Raw genomic sequence first — 21,343 nt, 5'->3', positions numbered from 1 at the left:
TCGCAAATACAGGGTGATTTCCTCCCAGGAAATCACCATTGTCCAAATGGCAACTCGCTTCTTCCCCTTTCTCCCCCTATTCTTCTTGCCTGCATCTATGGGGGATCTATGGCTCGTTTTCTGTTTTGTAGTTTTGCGCTGGTTCTGCTTTATCCGTCAGGTATTGATATGTATCTGGTGGGTTTACCGCACATCGCCCGCGATCTGGGCGCCAGCGAAGCACAGCTGCATATTGCGTTTTCGGCCTATCTCGCAGGGATGGCGTCATCGATGGTATTTGCCGGAAAAATTGCGGACAAAGCGGGCCGGCAGCCTGTAGCCATTACCGGTGCAGTGATTTTTGCGCTGGCTTCTGTTCTGTGTTCAATGGCTCAGGACAGTAGCCTGTTCCTGGCCGGACGCTTTATTCAGGGTATTGGCGCTGGCGGCTGCTACGTGGTGGCCTTTGCCATTCTGCGCGATACCTTAAATGCCCAGCGACGCGCCAAAGTGCTTTCAATGCTGAACGGCATCACCTGCATTATTCCCGTGCTGGCACCCGTTGTGGGCTATCTGATTATGCTCAAGTTCCCGTGGCAGAGCCTGTTCTGGACAATGGCGGCGATGGGCGGGCTGGTCTTTATTCTGTCTGCCGTGGTGCTTAAAGAAACGCATCCAGGCGCGCAGAATGCAGGGTATAACGCGACGATTAACCCGGCGGAAAAGCTCCTGAATCGCTTTTTCATCAGCCGTTTGCTCATCACGACCCTGAGCGTGGCGGTGATCCTGACCTATGTAAACGTTTCCCCGGTACTGCTGATGGAGACGATGGGATTTGATCGCGGGGAATATTCTACAGTGATGGCAGCAACGGCGTTGGTCAGCATGGCCGTTTCGTTCTCAACACCTTTCGCCCTGAATGTTTTCCGTCAGCGCACGCTGATGCTCACTTCTCAGGTGCTGTTCCTGGCGGCGGGCGTGATTCTGGCCACGACAAACGCACACGCCTTTATGCTGGCAGGCATTACCCTAATCTGCGCCGGATTCTCCGTTGGTTTTGGTGTGGCAATGAGCCAGGCACTTGGCCCATTCTCACTGCGCGCAGGCGTAGCAAGCTCGGTACTGGGTATTGCCCAGGTCTGCGGTTCTTCATTGTGGATTTGGCTGGCGGCCGTTCTTGGTCTTAACGCGCTGAATATGCTGATCGGGATACTGATTGGCTGTAGCATACTCTGCATTCTTTTACTTATGGTGATACAGACCGCCGCACATTATGAAGAAGCCCATCAGCAGCCTGGATCTTAACCTGTTGTTAACCCTGCAACTTCTGTTGCAGGAACGCAGCGTAACCAAAGCCGCAAAGCGGATGAACGTTACGCCGTCGGCAGTGAGTAAATCGCTGGCGAAATTGCGTGACTGGTTTGAGGACCCGCTGTTTGTGAAAACCCCGCTGGGGCTGCTGCCTACGCCGCTGACTGTGAGTCTTGAGCAAGATCTAGCCGACTGGATGCAGATTGGCAATCAGATCCTCGATAAATTCCACCATGACTCTCCTGGCGGCCTGACATTCGAAATGGCGGCGGAAACGCCGCTGATGCTGATCCGCTTCAATACCCTGCTGGAGCAGGTGAATCAACGCTATCCACAGGCCACGGTAAAGATGCGACAGTGGGATTACGATTCGCTGGACGCGATTACGCGCGGAGAGGTTGATCTCGGTTTTACCGGGCGCGAAACGCACCCACGCTCCCGCGAACTGCTTAAGCTGATGCCGTGGTTTATCGACTATGAAATCCTGTTCAGCGACCGTCCTTGTGTTTATCTGCGCGAAGATCACCCGGCGCTTCAGGAAAAGTGGGATCTCGACACCTTCCTGCGCTACCCGCATATCAGTGTTTACTGGGAACGTAGCGATACCTGGGCACTCGATGAAGTGCTAAGAGAGATGGGTCGCGAGCGGAATATCGCCATGAGCCTGCCCGGGTTCGAGCAGTCGATGTTTATGGCAGCGCAGCCGGGGCATAACTATATTGCCACCGCTCCGTACTACTGCCATCACTACAATCAACTCCACCAGCGTAAGCTGATTACACTCCCCATTCCCGTCGATGAAGCACTGGCAGAAAAGCTGACCGTGCCCTTCACGCTTATCTGGCATAAACGTAACAGCCACAACCCGAAAATCCTCTGGCTCAGAGAGACGATCAAGGCACTGTATGGCTCCCCACTGAGCTAGCGATCCAATTTTTGCCTAAGAAAATGTAAAGTTCGGTCCTCAGGCTTCTCTTACTCCCATTTACTGATTAAAACAGAAGAGAAGTTAAGCGATAATGATGTAACCGTTTAACCGAATACGACCATTATCAAGGAGCGAAAAATGGCAACGCACTTTGCAAGAGGGACACTCACAGAAGGACGCCTCGTATCGGCCAGAATTTCTTCAGCATGTCACACTGAGGCACTCAAACTCCCCGAACATCGACGGACGCGCTTTTTAGCCTCAAGAGCCTTGCTCGCTGAACTGATGTTTATGCTGTACGGCACCAGCGAGCTGCCAGATATCATCACCCAGCCAGAAGGTCGCCCGGTCTTTGCTGACCCGGAACTTCCCCGCTTTTCTATCTCTTACACAGGCAACATTATTGGCGTTGCCCTCACCACCGAAGGCGACTGCGGGCTGGATATGGAACTCCAGCGAGCAACCAACGGCTTCCTGGGGGTGAATACGCTTGATGAGTATCCGCTCTCAAGCAACGAAAAACTGTGGATCCGTAACCAGAACGATCCCAGTGAAGCAAAGGCGCAGCTCATCACGCTGCGCCAGAGTATTCGTAAATTATCAGGCTGCGCCTCTGATGATGCCCGGCTGCTTCAGTTGTTACCCGGCTCAGGCCGGCTGCGAGCCTCAAAAGCGGCACTGGTTGAAGCGCTCAGTGATGCGGAAGATGTTCTGATTTGGTCAATTGCCGTTACACCGGCCATTGAACGCCTCAAAATTTGGGAATTTGACAGTGGACGCGGGTGGCATAGTCTTCCTGATGTCCCGGCGCGCGCTAATGAACCTGCCGCACGTTTAATGAGATTAACCAGTTTACCGGCAGAAAAAGCACTTACCCTTAACTGACCCATCCAGGGCCATCATGATGAAAAAGGAGTAATCATGTCTGATACGTTGAAAGTTGTTACGTTACTGGGAAGCCTGCGCAAAGGTTCATTTAACGGGATGGTTGCCCGTTCTCTTCCACAGCTGGCTCCGGCAGGAATGGACGTTTCAGCGCTGGCGTCTATTGGTGATATCCCACTGTACGATGCCGATGTTCAGCAGGAAGACGGTTTTCCACAGAGCGTCGAAGCGCTGGCAGAGCAGATTCGCCAGGCTGACGGCGTCGTTATCGTTACGCCAGAGTATAACTATTCTGTGCCAGGCGGCCTGAAGAACGCGATTGACTGGTTATCCCGTTTACCCCAGCAGCCGCTGTCAGGTAAGCCCGTGTTGATTCAGACCAGCTCTATGGGTGCCATTGGCGGCGCGCGCTGCCAGTATCATCTGCGCCAGATTTTGGTATTCCTGGATGCAATGGTGATGAACAAGCCGGAATTTATGGGCGGTGTGATTCAGAACAAGGTCGACGCGCAGACGGGTGAAGTGGTTGATCAAAGCACGCGGGATCATCTGGCAGGTCAGCTGACGGCGTTTGGTGATTATATTAAGCGGGTGAAAGCGTAGACTGGAGAGGCCTGATGCCCTCACCCCAGCCCTCTCCCACGGGAGAGGGTGCAAACACTAAAGCCCTTTTCTTCGAAAAGGGCTTGCTGTTTATTTGGCGTCGATGAACACAATCTTCAGCACAAACAGCAGCGCCACAACGATGACGCATGGGCTGAGGTCGCGGAAACGACCGGTACCGAGCTTCATCACACAGTAAGAGATAAAGCCCAGCGCGATACCTTCGGTAATCGAGAAGCTGAACGGCATCATTACTGCAGTAATAAACGCGGGAACCGCTTCGGTTAAATCATCCCACTTCACGCGTGACAGGCTGGATGTCATCAGCACGCCCACATAAATCAGCGCACCTGCAGCCGCATACGGTGGCACCATCCCCGCCAGCGGAGAAAGGAAAATCACCAGCAGGAACAGAATACCGACAACTACGGCTGTCAGACCAGTACGACCACCAACAGAAACCCCGGATGAGGATTCAATGTAAGCGGTAACAGAAGAGGTGCCGATAAAGGAGCCCGCAACGGAAGAAATACTGTCAACGAACAGCGCCTGCTTCATGCGCGGGAATTTGCCCTTCTCATCTGCCAGGCCTGCTTTGTCGGTCACACCGATCAGCGTACCGGAGGAGTCGAACAGGTTTACCAGCATGAAGGAGAAAATCACGCCCGCCAGACCCAGATTCAGGGAGCCCGCCAGATCAACGTGACCAATCACAGTGGAAACACTCGGTGGCGCAGAGACGATGCCGGTGTAGTGAACATCACCCAGCATCCAGCCCAGCAGCGTTGTCACCACGATGGAAACCAGCACCGCCGCATGAATGTTACGGGACGCCAGAATCGCGATGATAAAGAAGCCCAGCACGCCCAGCAGAACGTTGTGCGATGTCAGATGACCGATGCTTACCAGCGTATCCGGGTTGGCCACGATAACCCCGGCGTTTTTCAGGCCCATCATCCCGATAAACAGACCAATACCGCTGGTGATACCCACACGCAGGCTCACAGGAATATTGGCAATCATCCAGTAACGTACGCGGAAAATGGTCAGGAGCAGCAGGCCAATCGCGCCCCAGAAAATAGCACCCATCCCCACTTGCCACGGCAGGCCCATCGCCTGAACCACAACAAACGCGAAGAAGGCATTCAGCCCCATTGCCGGTGCCAGCGCAACTGGCAGGTTCGCGAATACACCCATCAGAATACTGCCGAGGGCCGCGATAAGACAGGTGGTTACGAAGACGGCGCTGGTATCCATGCCAGCAACGCCCAGAATTTGTGGGTTAACAAAAACGATATAAACCATCGTCAGGAAGGTGGTGAAACCGGCGATCACTTCGGTGCGTGCCGTTGTGCCGTGCTCGCGCAGTTTAAACACGCGCTCAAGCAGACCCTGACCAGATGTCTGGGTAGTGTGTTGTTGACTCATCATCAATTTCCGAACAAGGAGGGAAAATTCGTCGCTATCCTATACCAAAATGCGACAATAAGGGCGGTTATAGGGTACTTTTTTTCATTGAATTTGCTTATACGGCAACGATTGCGTGTCGTAAAACTGCACCACGTAAACGTTAAACTTGTTAAAAGGGAAAGGCATGTCCGGAATTGAGGCGGTATTTTTCGACTGCGACGGTACGCTTGTCGACAGTGAGGTCATTTGTTCCCGTGCGTATGTCTCCATGTTTCAGGAATTTGGCATTACGCTCGATCTCGAAGAGGTGTTCAAACGCTTTAAGGGCGTGAAACTGTACGAGATCATCGACATCATTAATGAAGAGCATAGCGTGGCGCTGGCAAAAGCCGCTCTGGAGCCTGTTTACCGCGCCGAGGTCGCACGCCTGTTCGACTCGGAGCTGGAGGTCATTGCCGGAGCAAATGCGCTTCTGGATGCGATGACAGTGCCAATCTGCGTGGTATCCAATGGTCCGGTCAGCAAAATGCAGCACTCGCTGGGTAAGCTTGAGATGTTGCACCATTTCCCGGAAAAACTGTTTAGCGGCTACGATATCCAGCGCTGGAAGCCAGACCCGGCGCTGATGTTCCACGCGGCGAAGGCGATGAACGTCAACGTAGAAAACTGCATTCTGGTGGATGACTCGTCTGCTGGCGCACAGTCAGGGATCGATGCGGGAATGGAAGTGTTTTACTTCTGCGCTGACCCACATAACAAACCGATCGATCATCCAAAAGTGACGACCTTTACCGAACTGGCGCAACTGCCAGAGCTGTGGAAGGCGCGCGGGTGGGATATTACGCGTTAAGTGAATGTAGGGCGGGTAAGCGTTAGCGCTACCCGCCACAAACATCACTCTTTCGGATCTTTACCTGCCAGCAGCTTGTCCAGCTCGTCGCCGCCCACGTGACGGAAATCCTGCCCCTTCACGAAGTAGAAGATGTATTCGCAAATGTTCTGGCAGCGGTCGCCAATACGCTCGATAGAGCGCGCGCAGAACAGCGCGGTCAGTACGCTTGGGATCGTACGTGAATCTTCCATCATGTAGGTCATCAGCTGACGCACAATGCCTTCGTATTCCTGGTCGACTTTCTTGTCTTCACGGTAAATACGTACCGCTTCGTCCAGATCCATACGCGCGAAGGCATCCAGTACGTCATGCAGCATCTGCACGGTGTGGCGTCCCAGCGACTCCAGGCTCACCAGCAGCGGCTGGTGCTGCTGAGAGAACTTCTCCAGCGCAGTGCGGCAGATTTTATCCGCAACGTCACCAATACGTTCCAGCTCGGCGATGGTTTTGATGATAGCCATCACCAGACGCAGGTCGCTCGCCGTCGGCTGACGCTTGGCGATAATACGTACGCAGGCTTCGTCGATCGCCACTTCCATCATGTTGACGTTTTTGTCGCCTTCGATAACGCGCTTCGCCAGTTCGCTGTCCTGGTTGTGCATCGCCGTGATCGCATCAGAAAGCTGCTGCTCGACCATGCCACCCATGGTCATCACCTGAGTGCGGATGCTTTCCAGCTCTGCGTTGAACTGGCCGGAAATGTGTTTATTAAGATTGAGGTTGTCCATGGTTTCTCCACATGCACTAAGGCAAATCAACCGTAGCGGCCAGTAATATAATCTTCGGTTTGTTTCTTCGCGGGCCTGGTGAACAGCGCGTCCGTATCGCTGAACTCAATCAACTCGCCCAGGTACATAAACGCCGTGTGATCGGAACAACGCGCAGCCTGCTGCATGTTGTGGGTCACGATAACCACGGTGTAATCCTGTTTCAGCTCGGTGATCAGCTCTTCAATACGCCCGGTTGAGATCGGGTCCAGGGCTGAACACGGCTCATCCAGCAGCAACACTTCAGGGCGAATGGCGATACCACGCGCAATGCACAGACGCTGCTGCTGACCACCGGAGAGAGAGTAACCGCTCTGGTGCAACTTATCTTTGGTTTCGTTCCATAATGCGGCCTTGGTCAAAGCCCACTGCACGCGCTCGTCCATATCAGCACGGGAGAGCTTTTCAAACAGACGCACGCCAAAGGCGATGTTGTCGTAAATCGACATCGGGAACGGCGTAGGCTTCTGGAACACCATGCCCACTTTCGCACGCAGCAGGGCAATATCCTGGGCCTGGGTCAGAATGTTTTCGCCATCCAGAATGATCTCGCCTTCTGCGCGCTGTTCCGGATAGAGCGAATACATCTTGTTAAAGGTACGCAGCAGGGTGGATTTACCACAGCCAGATGGACCGATGAATGCCGTGACCTGGTTCTTCGCGATATCCAGGTTGATATTCTTCAGGGCATGGAATTTGCCGTAGTAGAAGTTCAAATCACGAACCTGAATCTTACCCGGGGCAGTATCAACCATACTCATTGACTCATTTCCTCATTCGACGCCGCGATGTGCCGCGCCGTAAAAAATTAACCGTGTTTCTTCTTCGCGAAAATGACGCGCGCCAGAATGTTCAGCAACAGAACGCAAAGGGTAATGATCAGCACCCCGGCCCAGGCCAGCTGCTGCCACTCCGCGAACGGGCTCATCGCAAATTTAAAGATGGTGACCGGCAGGTTAGCGATAGGCTGCATCATGTCCGTACTCCAGAACTGGTTGGAGAGCGAAGTAAACAGCAGCGGAGCCGTTTCACCCGCAATACGGGCAACGGCCAGCAGGACGCCAGTCATGATCCCGGAGATTGACGCTTTCAGCGTAATCGCGGAGATCATTTTCCATTTTGGTGTTCCCAGTGCATAGGCCGCTTCACGCAGGCTATCAGGCACCAGTTTCAGCATGTTTTCGGTGGTACGGATGACGATGGGCACCTGCAACAGCGCCAGCGCAATAACGCCAGCCCAGCCGGAGAAGTGTTCCATCTGCGCCACCACAATGGTGTAAACGAACAGGCCGACCACGATAGAAGGTGCAGAGAGCAGAATGTCGTTAATGAAGCGAATCACTTCTGCAAGCCAGGATTTACGACCATATTCTGCCAGGTAGATCCCCGCCATAATGCCAAGCGGTGTCCCAACGACCGTAGCCCACAGGATCAACAGGCCGCTGCCCGCCAGGGCGTTCGCCAGGCCGCCACCCGCGGTGTTCGGTGGTGGCGTCATTTCGGTAAACAGCGCCAGTGACATACCGTCAATACCGCGCACAACGGTAGAGAAGAGGATCCAGACCAGCCAGAACAGACCGAATGCCATCGTCGCCATAGAGAGCGTCAGCGCAATACGGTTTTTCACTCGGCGCTTGGCCTGCATTTTGCGGCGGGATTCCGCCAGCTCAGCGGTGCTTTGCATTTCGAGAGTCGCCATTAACGTGCCCCCTCGTTCTTAGCCAAACGCATAATCATCAGCTTGGAAATCGCCAGAACAATGAAGGTGATAACAAACAGAATCAGACCCAGTTCCATCAGAGCAGCAACGTGCAGCCCGGATTCCGCCTCAGCAAATTCGTTAGCCAGGGCTGATGTAATGCTGTTACCTGGCATGTAGAGCGATGCGCTGTCGAGCTGGTAGGTATTACCGATGATAAAGGTCACCGCCATGGTTTCTCCCAGTGCACGACCTAATCCCAACATAACACCACCGATCACCCCATTTTTGGTGAACGGAAGAACAATGCGCCAGATAACTTCCCAGGTGGTGCAGCCGATGCCGTAAGCCGACTCTTTCATCATCACCGGGGTTTGTTCGAAGACATCGCGCATAACGGCCGCAATGTACGGAATAATCATGATGGCGAGGATCACACCCGCAGCCAGAATACCGATACCGAATGCCGGGCCAGAGAACAGCGCCCCCACAAACGGGATAGAGGACAGGACATTGCCCACCGGCTCCTGGAAGTATTTCGCAAACAGCGGAGCAAAGATAAACAGGCCCCACATGCCGTACACGATACTCGGGATAGCCGCCAGCAGTTCGATGGCGATACCAAGCGGACGCTTCAGCCAGTTAGGCGCCAGTTCCGTCAGGAACAGGGCAATACCAAAACTGACCGGAACAGCGATCAGCAGAGCAATGAACGAGGTCACCAGCGTGCCGTAAATCGGCACCAGCGCACCGTAGATGTCGTTCGGTGCATCCCACTCTTTCGTCCACAGGAAAGAGAATCCAAATTTCTGGATGCTCGGCCAGGATGAGAAAATCAGGGACACGATAATGCCGCCCAGCAGCAATAGCACAATCAGCGCAGCCAGTTTTACCAGCGCGCTGAAAATCATGTCACCTTTTTTACCCGGAGGGTTAAATGCAGGCTTGGTTGCAGCCATAAATCACTCTTCTGTTTGAGACGTTTTTACGAATATGCCCGGTGGTGCTGACGCTTACCGGGCCTACAGAGTAAACCGTAGGGCGGGTAAGCGCAGCGCCACCCGCCATCTTCGTTAAATATATCCTGTTAGTACAGCGCTTTACCGCTGCTGTCTTTCACGTTGGTCTTCCATGCAGCACGAATCTGCTCAACCACGCTATCCGGCAGGCTGGCGTAATCCAGGTCGTTAGCCTGTTTGTTGCCGTTTTTGTATGCCCAGTCGAAGAACTTCAGCACTTCAGTACCCTGCTCAGGTTTCTTCTGCTCTTTGTGAACCAGAATGAACGTGGTAGAGGTGATTGGCCATGCGCCTTCTCCTTTCTGGTTAGTCAGATCCTGTGCAAAGGATTTGCTCCAGTCAGCGCCTTTAGCAGCGTTAGCAAAGTTCTCTTCAGTCGGGCTTACTGGCTTGCCGTCAGCAGACAGCAGCTTGGTGTAAGCCAGGTTGTTCTGCTTAGCGTAAGCGTATTCTACATAACCGATAGAGCCTGGCAGACGCTGTACGAATGCCGCGATACCGTCGTTACCTTTACCGCCCAAACCGGTTGGCCAGTTAACGGTAGAGCCAGAACCGACTTTAGATTTCCACTCTTCGTTCACTTTCGCCAGGTAGCTGGTGAAGACGAAAGAGGTACCAGAACCATCTGCGCGGCGAACCACAGCGATGTTCTGAGAAGGCAGTTTCAGGCCTGGGTTGAGTTTAGCAATGGCTTCGTCATCCCATTTTTTGATTTTGCCCAGGTAGATGTCACCCAGTGTTTTGCCGTCCAGCACCAACTCACCAGACTTCACGCCCGGCAGGTTGATTGCCAGAACCACACCACCGATAACGGTAGGGAACTGGAACAGGCCTTCCTGAGCCAGTTTTTCATCAGTCAGTGGAGCATCTGATGCGCCGAAATCAACGGTGTTAGCGGTAATTTGTTTAACGCCACCGGAGGAGCCGATACCCTGGTAGTTAACCTTGTTACCCGTTTCTTTCTGGTAAGTATCCGCCCATTTGGCATACACCGGCGCAGGGAAGGTTGCACCGGCACCAGTCAGGCTTGCCTCTGCGAATACAGAGAAAGCGCTCAGAGATAAGGTCGCGGCGACAACAGTTGCGACAGTGGTACGCATAACTTTCATAATGTCTCCTGCAAGATTTTCGTAAATCGTTGTTTAGTGGCTACGATGAGCAAAATAGGACAAACAGGTGACAGATAAATGTACGAATTATGACAGTTTTATGACAACAAAAGTTTAACTTAAAAGTCAGTAAAAATTATCAAACGTATCAATTAGATAGCCACAAACATGACAGTATGTTTTCAGTAATATTTTCTTTATGTGACACTGAAAAAAGTAGCTGAAGATGACAGATTGTCATAAATAAAAATGGGAAAGAATTGATTAAAAACAAACCAGGAAGGGTAAAAAAGCTCCACCCGAAGGTGGAGCCTGAGATGATTATTCAACCGTCACAGATTTCGCCAGGTTACGTGGCTGGTCAACGTCGGTGCCTTTGATAAGCGCAACGTGATAAGCCAGTAATTGCAGCGGAACGGTGTAGAAGATAGGTGCAATCACCTCTTCCACATGCGGCATCTCGATGATGTGCATGTTGTCGTTGCTGGTGAAACCGGCATCCTTATCAGCAAAGACGTACAGTACACCGCCACGGGCGCGCACTTCTTCAATGTTGGACTTCAGTTTTTCCAGCAGTTCGTTGTTTGGCGCAACGACGATAACCGGCATATCCGCATCAATCAGCGCCAGAGGGCCGTGTTTCAGCTCACCTGCCGCATAGGCTTCTGCGTGGATGTACGAGATCTCTTTCAGCTTCAGCGCGCCTTCCAGCGCAATCGGATACTGATCGCCACGCCCCAGGAACAGCGCGTGATGTTTGTCAGAGAAATCTTCCGCAAGCTGCTCAATACGTTTGTCCTGAGACAGCATCTGCTCAATACGGCTCGGCAAAGCCTGCAAACCATGAACAATGTTCTGCTCAACAGCGGCATCCAGCCCTTTCAGACGCGCCAGTTTCGCCACCAGCATCAGCAGCACTGTCAGCTGCGTAGTGAAGGCTTTCGTCGATGCGACACCAATTTCCGTGCCCGCGTTGGTCATCAGCGCAAGATCGGATTCGCGTACCAAAGAAGATCCCGGCACGTTACAAATCGCCAGAGAGCCAAGATAGCCCAGCTCTTTGGACAGACGCAGCGCCGCCAGGGTATCCGCCGTTTCACCAGACTGGGAAAGGGTGATCATCAGGCTGTTACGGCGCACTGCGGATTTGCGGTAGCGGAATTCAGAGGCGATTTCCACATCGCATGGCACATCCGCCAGCGATTCAAACCAGTAGCGCGACACCATACCGGAGTTATACGACGTCCCGCAGGCGACGATCTGAATATGCTCAACCTTCGACAGCAGCTCGTTCGCCTTGTCGCCCAATTCGCTCAGATCCACCACGCCGTGGCTAATACGCCCGGTCAGGGTGTTTTTGATGGCGTTCGGCTGCTCGTAAATCTCTTTCTGCATGTAGTGACGGTAAGCGCCTTTATCGCCTGCGTCGTATTGCAGGTTGGATTCAATTTCCTGGCGATTGATCTGCGTACCGGCTTTATCAAAGATAGACACGGAACGGCGCGTCACTTCAGCGATATCGCCCTCTTCCAGGAAGATAAAGCGACGGGTCACTGGCAGCAGTGCCAGCTGATCGGATGCGATGAAGTTTTCACCCATGCCAAGGCCGATAACCATTGGGCTACCGGAGCGTGCAGCAAGCAGTGTGCTCGGGTCACGGGAATCCATGATAACCGTCCCGTATGCACCGCGCAGCTGAGGAATAGCACGCAGCACCGCATCACGCAGCGTGCCGCCCTGTTCCAGTTCCCAGTGAACCAGGTGAGCAATAACTTCGGTGTCGGTTTCAGACACGAAGGTATAACCGCGTGTTTTCAGCATTTCACGGAGTGGTTCGTGGTTTTCGATAATGCCGTTATGCACCACCACAATGTGTTCAGACACATGCGGGTGTGCGTTACCTTCGGAGGGTTCGCCATGCGTCGCCCAGCGAGTATGCGCAATACCGGTACCGCCGTGCAGCGGGTGTTCTTCCGCCGCTTGCGCCAGGATCTGCACTTTACCCAGACGACGCAAACGGGTCATTTGACCTTCAGCATCCACCACAGCCAGACCAGCAGAGTCATAGCCACGGTATTCCAGACGACGTAAACCTTCGAGAAGGATTTCAGCAATATCACGCTGCGCAACTGCTCCAACAATTCCACACATAGTTAGATTTCCTGATTATGGCGCTATGCCATGCGTTGTCGCTGACCTGTTGTTGCCCTTTTCGGGCGCCCCGAGCCTTGTAGAGAGTGGGGTTATATTTATGGGTACTGCTTATGGGAGGGGGATTATATTATCCCCTCGTCCCGAAAATCTGTTACTTCTTCACCGGGCGTTTCCAGCCCTGCTTGTGAACCTGCGGCACACGGCTTAACACCAGCTCGTTATCAGCCACATCACGCGTGACAGTCGTTCCTGCGGCAATAGTTACGCCATTACCAACGGTAACAGGCGCCACCAGCTGCGTATCAGAGCCGACAAACACATCATCACCAATGATGGTTTTAAACTTATTAGCACCGTCGTAGTTACAGGTGATCGTTCCTGCACCAATATTCACGTTATCGCCAATCTCCGCATCGCCCAGATAGGTCAAATGACCGGCTTTAGAGCCTTTACCCAGCCGCGCTTTTTTCATTTCGACGAAGTTACCCACGTGCGCGCCTTCCAGCAGCTCAGCGCCAGGGCGCAGGCGCGTAAACGGACCAATGGTGCACGCCGCTTCCAGATGGGCATCTTCTACCACGCTGTATGGGCTGATTTCGCAGTTATCACCAATGACGCTGTTCTTAATCACGCAACCCGTGCCAATTTTAACGCCATGGCCAAGGGTCACGTTGCCTTCAAGGATAACGTTAGTATCAATCTCAACATCGCGCCCGTGAGACAAGGTGCCGCGCAGATCAAAACGCGCTGGATCGCTCAGCATAACGCCTGCAAGCAGCAGTTTTTCCGCCTGCTCAGACTGATAAATACGCTCAAGGCGGGAAAGTTGCAGCCGGTTGTTTACACCATCGGTTTCGCTGATGCGAGCCGGGTGTACAGCGGCAATTTCACGGCCTTCATGGTACGCCAGGGCAATAATATCCGTGATGTAATACTCACCCTGCGCGTTGTTGTTGGTCAGTTTCGACAGCCAGCGTTTCATATCTGCGCCGTTGGCAATCAGGATGCCGGTATTGATTTCCTGGATCTGACGCTGGGCGTCGCTGGCATCTTTATGCTCAACAATACCCGTTACGTTGCCATTTTCACGGGTAATTCGGCCATAGCCGCTCGGATCGTCCAGTACGACGGTTAACAAACCAATACCGCCCTGCGGTTTCGCTTCACGCAGGCGAGTCAGGGTGTCGACGGTAATCAGCGGAACATCGCCGTAAAGCATCAGAATGTCTTCGTCATCCGCGAAGAACGGGGCAGCCTGCTGCATCGCATGACCAGTACCCAGTTGTTCAGCCTGAAGTACCCAGTTGAGTTTGTCATCACGCAGCGTTTGCTTCAGCAGATCGCCGCCGTGGCCGTAAACCAAGTGTACCTGGCTGGCACCGAGATCATTAGCGGCATCAATGACATGCTGCACCATAGGCTTTCCTGCCAGGGTGTGCAGCACCTTCGGAAGATCGGAATACATGCGGGTGCCTTTACCTGCGGCAAGGATGACCACGCTCATCGTATTGTTCAACATACGCGTCCTGACTGTAATTTGAGTGAGAAGTAAAACCCTTTGACGTTGAAAATTCTACATATTTTGCGCCATAAAATGGAATGTCGTTAAAACGCTCAACCCAGGGCTTTACGGGCTATTTGAGGATACTTTTTAGGGCAGAGTAAATCACTTTTTCTCTTGAAAATAGCATTCTCACGGTAAGTCGCAAGCTCTCACAACAGCTTAGCTATTCTTTCGCCTCATGAATAAAGATAAGCCAAAATCAAAACATGGTTTTAATAATCGAATAATGTGACAGATAAAAAAGAAACGCCGTTTCATCTTTATGATAATGACGCTCAATTATCACTCAGGAGAATAAGATGAACTATAAAATACCTCTGGCTCTAATGATGTGTAGCACCTTCACCGCTTCGGCCGCAGAGCCTGAGCATGTCTGGAAAGCGATAGCTTTCGGGCAGTCAACGGACATGAATTTTTCCTCAAACGTACTGCCAGACAAAATCGGCGTAAACGATGTCACCCTCGACGGGAAAAAGCTTGCGCCGCAGGATGCCGTTGATTTGTCGAAACCTGTCACGATTGAAAGCCGGGGCGGGAAAATAGCGAACTCCCACGACGGGCTGACCTTTTTCTATACCACGCTTCCTTCAGGGGAAAACTTTGTCTTACAGGCCACCGTCAAAGTGGATCAGTTTGGCCCGGAAAACGGAGCCAAACCGGCCGCGCAGGAAGGTGCCGGGCTGCTGGTGCGCGACATCATAGGCGTAGCGCGCCAACAGCCGCTGAAAGCGGGCTATGAAGAGTTTCCTGCAGCATCTAACCTGGTGATGAATGTCATCATGACGCAGGACAAAAAAGATCATCACCGGGTAAAACTGCAAACCATTACGCGTGAAGGGATCTCGCATCCGTGGGGAGATGCAGGAGCCGAAATTAAGAAGCAGAGTTATAAAGAGGAGGTGGATTTACAGCAAACGCCAGAATTCCGCCTCAGGCTTGAACGCACCAACAGCGGGTTTATTACCTCCTGGGCGCCCGCAGGTAGCGATGAATGGGTGAGCCAGAACGTGCCTCGCGCAGACCTGATCTCGGTACAGGACAACGCTCATTATTACGTCGGGTTCTTCGCCTCCCGCAACGCAAAAATCACCGTCACGGGTGCATCGCTTACCACATCGCCGGCACATACCCTTGAATCTGCCCCCTGGCAGGCCAAAGCTCAACCTGTTGTGGTGCAACTTGCCTCCGGCAGCCAGAGCACCTCTGCGCAGTATCTGGTACAGGCACGCGCTAACTATGATGGCGTTTTCAGCGTCTGGCAAAATGAAGTGGTGATCGGTAACGATAAACCGGTGAAAGCGGGGGAGATGTACACGCTGCCCGCCACACTGGGGGAAAAGAATGATTTTCGTCTTACCTTCACCCCCACCAGCACAGAGAATGCATCACCGGTAGCAACCCAATTCAGCGTGGAAAAACTCGCAGACAACGCGACAACAACGCTCTATGCCTCGCCGGAGGGGAAAGCTGGTGCAGAAGGCAGTGAAAGCGCGCCGATGGATTTAAATACCGCCATTAATCTGCTCCCTGAGGGTGGGAAAATCGTTTTGCAGGCAGGCGAGTATCCGCGCAGCGCAATCCCCCTTTCAGCCAGCGGCAACCCGGATAAGGTGAAAACGCTACGGGCGGACGGCAAAGCGGTGATAAAGGGTTTGCTGGTGGACGCGAGCTACTGGCATATCAACGGCATTGAGATAACGGATAAAAGCCTTCGGGTACAGGGTAGCCATAACCTCATCGAAAACGTCACGGCTTACCGCAATGACGATACCGGGATCCAAATTTCCTCCCCGGAAAATATTGGTCGCCCCCTGTGGGCCAGCTACAACCGGATAATTGATTCAGAATCGTACGCCAATGAGGATCCGGGGAAAATTAACGCTGATGGTTTTGCCGTCAAAATGCGCGTAGGTGAGGGGAATCGCCTGGAAAACTGCTATTCCCATGACAACGTCGATGACGGCTTTGACCTGTTTAACAAGATTGAGGACGGTGCTAACGGTGTTGTGGTGATCGAGAATTCAATTGCCCGCAATAACACCAGCAACGGTTTCAAACTTGGCGGCGAAGGGCAGCCGGTTGCACATGAGGTTCACAACAGTAAGGCCATTGGCAATCATCTGGATGGTTTTACTGACAACTTCAATCCGGGTGCGCTGGTGGTGGCCAATAACGTCGCGGTGGACAATCTGCGCTTTAACTTCATCTTCCGGCCCAGCCCATACGGTGATGCATCAACCCAGGGAGTGTTTAGCGGGAATAAATCGGTGCGGACGCAACAAGGCTTATATGATGATGCAGTGGTGGGAAATATTGATAAGTCGAACTATTTTATCGTGAAAGGGAAGAGCGTGAACGGCAGTGGAGAAATGCTGCCAGATGGCGCTTCGCTTATCACACAACGGTAAGCGTGGCGCCACTCGGCATTCAGCATATTAGTGGTTGAACGTACCGAAAGAGACGTTCATGTTGCTGAAAAGAGCGATGATTTTGTTGACCAGTTTCATGATGGCATCCTGAATTATTGAGGTTTATTTTGTGACACACTTCACAAAAAAGGAGTCTACGCCTCATTTTTTAACCGATCAACATTTTTGTGATGTAAATCACAAAATAATAAAACAGCTTTTCAGTTTCACTTTTCCTGAAACGAAACCATAAAAAAAGCCAGTCTGAAACCAGACTGGCTTTTGTGCTTTTCAAGCCGGTGTTACATCGCTTTTTTGGTCAACTCGATAACGCGCAGTTTCGCGATCGCTTTGGCCAGCTCCGCAGACGCCTGAGCGTAATCCACGTCACCATGAGAGCTGCTAATGTGCTCTTCAGCCTTACGCTTCGATTCCAGGGCTCGCGCTTCGTCGAGATCCTGGCCACGGATAGCGGTATCGGCCAGAACGGTCACACTGCCAGGCTGCACTTCGAGAATGCCGCCGGACAGATAGATAAACTCTTCATGACCGAACTGTTTAACGATGCGGATCATACCAGGCTTAATGGCGGTGAGCAGCGGTGCGTGACCTGGGAAGATACCCAGTTCGCCTTCACTACCCGTTACCTGGATTTTCTCGACCAGACCAGAGAACATTTGTTCCTCTGCGCTGACGACGTCCAGGTGGTAAGTCATTGCCATATCACCCTCCGATTAAGGCGTTAAAGTTTTTTGGCTTTTTCCACGGCTTCGTCGATGGAACCAACCATGTAGAACGCCTGCTCTGGCAGGTGATCGTATTCGCCTTCCATGATGCCTTTAAAGCCACGGATGGTGTCTTTCAGGGAAACGTATTTACCCGGAGAACCGGTGAATACTTCCGCAACGAAGAACGGCTGGGACAGGAAGCGCTGGATCTTACGAGCGCGTGCTACCACCAGTTTGTCTTCTTCAGACAGTTCATCCATACCCAGGATGGCGATGATGTCTTTCAGTTCCTGGTAACGTTGCAGCAGGGACTGTACGCCACGCGCGGTGTCGTAGTGTTCCTGACCAACAACCAGTGGATCCAGCTGACGGCTGGTGGAGTCCAGCGGGTCAACGGCTGGGTAGATACCCAGAGACGCGATCTGACGGCTCAGTACCACGGTTGCATCAAGGTGCGCAAAGGTGGTTGCTGGAGATGGGTCAGTCAAGTCATCCGCAGGTACGTATACCGCCTGAACGGAGGTGATAGAACCGGTTTTGGTAGAGGTGATACGTTCCTGAAGAACACCCATCTCTTCTGCCAGAGTTGGCTGATAACCTACCGCTGAAGGCATACGACCCAGCAGTGCTGATACTTCAGTACCGGCCAGGGTATAACGGTAGATGTTATCAACGAACAGCAGAACGTCACGGCCTTCGTCACGGAATTTCTCAGCCATAGTCAGGCCAGTCAGCGCAACGCGCAGACGGTTTCCTGGTGGCTCGTTCATCTGACCGTAAACCAGGGATACTTTGTCCAGAACGTTGGAGTCAGTCATTTCGTGGTAGAAGTCGTTACCCTCACGAGTACGCTCACCAACACCTGCAAACACGGAGTAACCGGAGTGTTCGATCGCGATGTTACGGATCAGCTCCATCATGTTTACGGTTTTACCAACACCCGCACCACCGAACAGACCAACTTTACCGCCCTTCGCAAACGGACACATCAGGTCGATAACTTTGATACCGGTTTCCAGCAGTTCCTGAGAGCTGGACAGCTCTTCGTAGGAAGGTGCTGCACGGTGGATAGCCCAACGCTCTTCTTCACCGATGTCGCCTTTCATGTCGATTGGGTGACCCAATACGTTCATGATACGACCCAGTGTTGCTTTACCTACAGGAACTTCGATCGGGTGCTCAAGGTCTTTAACTTCCAGACCACGACGCAGACCGTCGGAAGAACCCATGGCGATGGTACGCACGATACCGCCGCCGAGCTGCTGCTGAACTTCCAGCACCAAGCTCTCGTTACCATTCTGTACCTCAAGCGCATCGTACACGCGCGGTACGGCGTCCTGAGGGAACTCGACGTCCACCACGGCGCCGATTACCTGGACAATCTTTCCAGTAGCCATCTTGAATCCTCTACGTAATTCGTAAACCTGGTTAAACCGCGGCGGCCCCCGAGACAATCTCGGTGAGTTCCTGAGTAATGCTGGCCTGACGAGCTTTGTTGTAAACCAACTGCAGCTCTTTAATCAGGCTGCCGCCATTATCGGTCGCGGCTTTCATCGCCACCATACGTGCGGCTTGCTCGCTGGCCAGGTTTTCTACAACGCCCTGATAAACCTGAGATTCGACATAACGACGCAGCAGAGTATCCAACAGCGGTTTCGGATCGGGTTCATACAGGTAATCCCAGGTTTTACGCTTCATATCGTCATCTTCTGATGCCGGTAAAGGCAACATCTGAGTGAGAGTAGGAACCTGAGACATGGTGTTAATAAATTTGTTGCTGACAACGTACAGTCTGTCCAGACGGCCTTCATCATAGGCCTGCAACATCACTTTAACCGGGCCGATCAGTTCGGACAGGGATGGGTTATCACCCATACCGGTCACCTGAGCGACAATATTGCCACCAACGGAGTTAAAGAAAGACACGCCCTTGGAGCCGATCATCGCGATATCGCTCTGAACGCCTTTTTCGGACCATGCTTTCATATCCGCCAGCAGTTTTTTGAACAGGTTAATGTTCAAGCCGCCACACAGACCACGGTCGGTCGACACCACCAGGTAGCCCACGCGTTTAACTTCGCGTTCTTCCAGGTAAGGGTGCTTATATTCCAGATTACCGTTTGCAAGGTGACCAATCACTTTGCGCATGGTTTCTGCATAAGGACGGCTGGCCGCCATGCGATCCTGCGATTTACGCATTTTGGAAGCGGCGACCATCTCCATCGCTTTAGTGATCTTTTGCGTGTTCTGGACGCTTGCGATCTTACTACGTATCTCTTTTGCGCCGGCCATGAGCTTCTCCTCAATGCCTTGCGGCCTGTCCTAAGACAAGCCGCCGGACGTTACCAGGACTGGGTTGCTTTGAAGGAATCGAGGATAGCTTTCAGCTTGCCTTCGATTTCGTCGTTATAGCCACCGGACTGGTTGATCTCTTGCATCAGCGGAGCGTGATCACGGTCAACGTAAGCCAACAGAGCGGCTTCGAAGCTACCGATTTTCGCCAGTTCCACATCTTCGAGGTAACCGCGTTCAGCCGCGAACAGCACCAGGCCCTGTTGTGCAACAGACATAGGGGCATACTGTTTCTGTTTCAGCAGCTCGGTCACTTTCTGACCGTGGCTCAGCTGTTTACGGGTAGCTTCATCCAGATCGGACGCGAACTGAGAGAACGCTGCCAGTTCACGATACTGTGCCAGAGCGGTACGGATACCACCGGACAGTTTCTTGATGATCTTGGTCTGAGCTGCACCACCAACACGAGATACGGAGATACCCGGGTTAACTGCCGGACGAATACCGGAGTTAAACAGGTTGGTTTCCAGGAAGATCTGACCATCGGTAATGGAAATTACGTTGGTCGGAACGAACGCAGAAACGTCACCCGCCTGGGTTTCAATGATCGGCAGAGCGGTCAGTGAACCAGTTTTACCTTTCACTTCACCTTTGGTGAAGTTCTCGACGTATTCCGCGTTAACGCGGGAAGCACGCTCCAGCAGACGAGAGTGGAGGTAGAATACGTCGCCAGGGAATGCTTCACGTCCAGGTGGACGACGGAGCAGCAGAGAAACCTGACGATAAGCAACAGCCTGTTTAGACAGGTCATCGTATACGATCAGTGCATCTTCACCGCGGTCACGGAAGTATTCGCCCATCGCGCAACCAGCATATGGTGCCAGGTATTGCAGTGCAGCAGATTCAGAAGCGGTTGCAACCACAACGATGGTGTTAGACAGCGCACCATGCTCTTCCAGTTTGCGAACAACGTTGGAAATGGTGGACGCTTTCTGGCCGATGGCCACGTACACACATTTAATGCCAGAGTCGCGCTGGTTGATGATGGCATCGATAGCCATTGCGGTTTTACCGGTCTGACGGTCACCGATGATCAGTTCACGCTGACCACGACCGATTGGGATCATGGCATCAACGGATTTATAACCAGTCTGTACTGGTTGATCAACGGACTGACGGTCGATAACGCCTGGTGCGATAACTTCGATTGGAGAGAAGCCATCGTGCTCAACCGGACCTTTACCGTCGATTGGCGCACCCAGGGTGTTAACAACACGACCCAGCAGGCCACGGCCAACCGGAACTTCCAGAATACGACCCGTACACTTAACCTTCATGCCTTCGGCGAGGTCAGCGTATGGACCCATCACAACTGCACCTACGGAGTCGCGCTCCAGGTTCAGTGCGATAGCGTAACGGTTACCCGGCAGGGAAATCATTTCACCCTGCATACAATCGGCCAGGCCGTGAATGCGGATAACACCGTCACTTACAGAAACAATAGTACCTTCGTTGTGAGCTTCACTCACAACACTGAACTGAGCAATGCGCTGCTTGATCAGTTCGCTGATTTCGGTGGAATTCAGTTGCATGCT

18 protein-coding genes are annotated in these 21,343 nt (G+C 52.7%); 6 read left to right on the top strand and 12 right to left on the bottom strand.

What is annotated here, in order from left to right; all coding sequences use genetic code 11:
- Positions 1 to 108: 108 nt before the first annotated feature.
- The 4 genes from ACT9TW_RS05310 to ACT9TW_RS05295 all read left to right on the top strand — a co-directional run bounded on the left by ACT9TW_RS05310 (position 109) and on the right by ACT9TW_RS05295 (position 3,706).
- Positions 109 to 1,284, top strand: coding sequence for an MdtL family multidrug efflux MFS transporter (locus ACT9TW_RS05310; protein ID WP_446491809.1), 1,176 nt, complete (start codon positions 109 to 111; stop codon positions 1,282 to 1,284).
- On the top strand, positions 1,253 to 2,215 hold the full coding sequence (gene yidZ, locus ACT9TW_RS05305) for an HTH-type transcriptional regulator YidZ (RefSeq protein WP_446491808.1): 963 nt from the start codon (positions 1,253 to 1,255) through the stop codon (positions 2,213 to 2,215). Before ACT9TW_RS05310 ends, yidZ begins: the two co-directional genes overlap by 32 nt.
- 141 nt (positions 2,216 to 2,356) lie before the next feature.
- Positions 2,357 to 3,103, top strand: coding sequence for a 4'-phosphopantetheinyl transferase family protein (locus ACT9TW_RS05300; protein ID WP_446491807.1), 747 nt, complete (start codon positions 2,357 to 2,359; stop codon positions 3,101 to 3,103).
- 36 nt (positions 3,104 to 3,139) lie between these two features.
- A complete protein-coding gene (locus ACT9TW_RS05295) occupies positions 3,140 to 3,706 on the top strand; it encodes an NADPH-dependent FMN reductase (protein ID WP_446491806.1) in 567 nt (188 codons plus the stop codon).
- A 90-nt stretch (positions 3,707 to 3,796) separates the two neighbouring features.
- On the opposite strand, the gene adeP is transcribed toward ACT9TW_RS05295, so the two are convergent.
- Positions 3,797 to 5,134: an adenine permease AdeP gene (gene adeP, locus ACT9TW_RS05290; protein ID WP_182063074.1), complete on the bottom strand. Its 1,338-nt coding sequence runs from the start codon at positions 5,132 to 5,134 to the stop codon at positions 3,797 to 3,799.
- Positions 5,135 to 5,300: 166 nt separating this feature from the next.
- On the opposite strand from adeP, the gene yieH reads away from it, so the two are divergent.
- Complete coding sequence (yieH, locus tag ACT9TW_RS05285; protein WP_182063073.1) at positions 5,301 to 5,966, top strand: 6-phosphogluconate phosphatase; 666 nt, start codon at positions 5,301 to 5,303, stop codon at positions 5,964 to 5,966.
- Positions 5,967 to 6,010: 44 nt separating this feature from the next.
- Here the strand turns inward: yieH and phoU are convergent, their stop codons facing one another.
- From phoU to glmU, 7 genes are all read right to left on the bottom strand, one after another.
- Positions 6,011 to 6,736 (bottom strand): phosphate signaling complex protein PhoU, encoded by a 726-nt coding sequence (gene phoU / locus ACT9TW_RS05280; RefSeq protein WP_008500182.1) that lies wholly within the window; start codon positions 6,734 to 6,736, stop codon positions 6,011 to 6,013.
- A gap of 26 nt (positions 6,737 to 6,762) precedes the next feature.
- A complete protein-coding gene (pstB, locus tag ACT9TW_RS05275; RefSeq protein ID WP_010426574.1) occupies positions 6,763 to 7,536 on the bottom strand; it encodes a phosphate ABC transporter ATP-binding protein PstB in 774 nt (257 codons plus the stop codon).
- 47 nt (positions 7,537 to 7,583) lie between these two features.
- Positions 7,584 to 8,474, bottom strand: coding sequence for a phosphate ABC transporter permease PstA (pstA, locus tag ACT9TW_RS05270; protein ID WP_182063072.1), 891 nt, complete (start codon positions 8,472 to 8,474; stop codon positions 7,584 to 7,586).
- A complete protein-coding gene (pstC, locus tag ACT9TW_RS05265) occupies positions 8,474 to 9,433 on the bottom strand; it encodes a phosphate ABC transporter permease PstC (protein WP_182063071.1) in 960 nt (319 codons plus the stop codon). The genes pstA and pstC overlap by 1 nt, the downstream gene beginning before the upstream one ends.
- A 128-nt stretch (positions 9,434 to 9,561) precedes the next feature.
- Entirely contained in the window at positions 9,562 to 10,602 is a 1,041-nt protein-coding gene (pstS, locus tag ACT9TW_RS05260) for a phosphate ABC transporter substrate-binding protein PstS (protein WP_014072442.1), read from the bottom strand.
- A 321-nt stretch (positions 10,603 to 10,923) separates the two neighbouring features.
- A complete protein-coding gene (gene glmS, locus ACT9TW_RS05255) occupies positions 10,924 to 12,753 on the bottom strand; it encodes a glutamine--fructose-6-phosphate transaminase (isomerizing) (RefSeq protein ID WP_182063070.1) in 1,830 nt (609 codons plus the stop codon).
- 154 nt (positions 12,754 to 12,907) lie between these two features.
- The gene (gene glmU / locus ACT9TW_RS05250; protein WP_446491805.1) at positions 12,908 to 14,275 is read right to left on the bottom strand and encodes a bifunctional UDP-N-acetylglucosamine diphosphorylase/glucosamine-1-phosphate N-acetyltransferase GlmU; all 1,368 of its coding nucleotides are present in this window, start codon (positions 14,273 to 14,275) and stop codon (positions 12,908 to 12,910) included.
- 344 nt (positions 14,276 to 14,619) lie between these two features.
- Between glmU and ACT9TW_RS05245 the strand changes: the two genes are divergently transcribed.
- Positions 14,620 to 16,728: a right-handed parallel beta-helix repeat-containing protein gene (locus tag ACT9TW_RS05245; RefSeq protein WP_446491804.1), complete on the top strand. Its 2,109-nt coding sequence runs from the start codon at positions 14,620 to 14,622 to the stop codon at positions 16,726 to 16,728.
- 302 nt (positions 16,729 to 17,030) lie between these two features.
- Here ACT9TW_RS05245 and ACT9TW_RS05240 read toward each other — a convergent pair whose 3' ends face one another.
- Genes ACT9TW_RS05240 through atpA form a run of 4 tightly spaced genes read right to left on the bottom strand, consistent with a single transcriptional unit; the run spans position 17,031 to position 21,340 of the window.
- On the bottom strand, positions 17,031 to 17,450 hold the full coding sequence (locus ACT9TW_RS05240; protein ID WP_446491803.1) for a F0F1 ATP synthase subunit epsilon: 420 nt from the start codon (positions 17,448 to 17,450) through the stop codon (positions 17,031 to 17,033).
- Between the two features lie 20 nt (positions 17,451 to 17,470).
- Positions 17,471 to 18,853: a F0F1 ATP synthase subunit beta gene (atpD, locus tag ACT9TW_RS05235; RefSeq protein ID WP_014072438.1), complete on the bottom strand. Its 1,383-nt coding sequence runs from the start codon at positions 18,851 to 18,853 to the stop codon at positions 17,471 to 17,473.
- A gap of 31 nt (positions 18,854 to 18,884) precedes the next feature.
- Positions 18,885 to 19,748, bottom strand: a complete 864-nt coding sequence (atpG, locus tag ACT9TW_RS05230; RefSeq protein ID WP_182063065.1) for a F0F1 ATP synthase subunit gamma — start codon at positions 19,746 to 19,748, stop codon at positions 18,885 to 18,887.
- A gap of 50 nt (positions 19,749 to 19,798) precedes the next feature.
- Positions 19,799 to 21,340: a F0F1 ATP synthase subunit alpha gene (gene atpA / locus ACT9TW_RS05225; RefSeq protein ID WP_014172283.1), complete on the bottom strand. Its 1,542-nt coding sequence runs from the start codon at positions 21,338 to 21,340 to the stop codon at positions 19,799 to 19,801.
- Positions 21,341 to 21,343 lie beyond the last annotated feature (3 nt).

The organism is Enterobacter sp. C4G1 (assembly GCF_052886895.1).
Note: the sequence above shows the minus strand (reverse complement) of the source record. Positions and strands in the feature narration are given on the sequence as shown.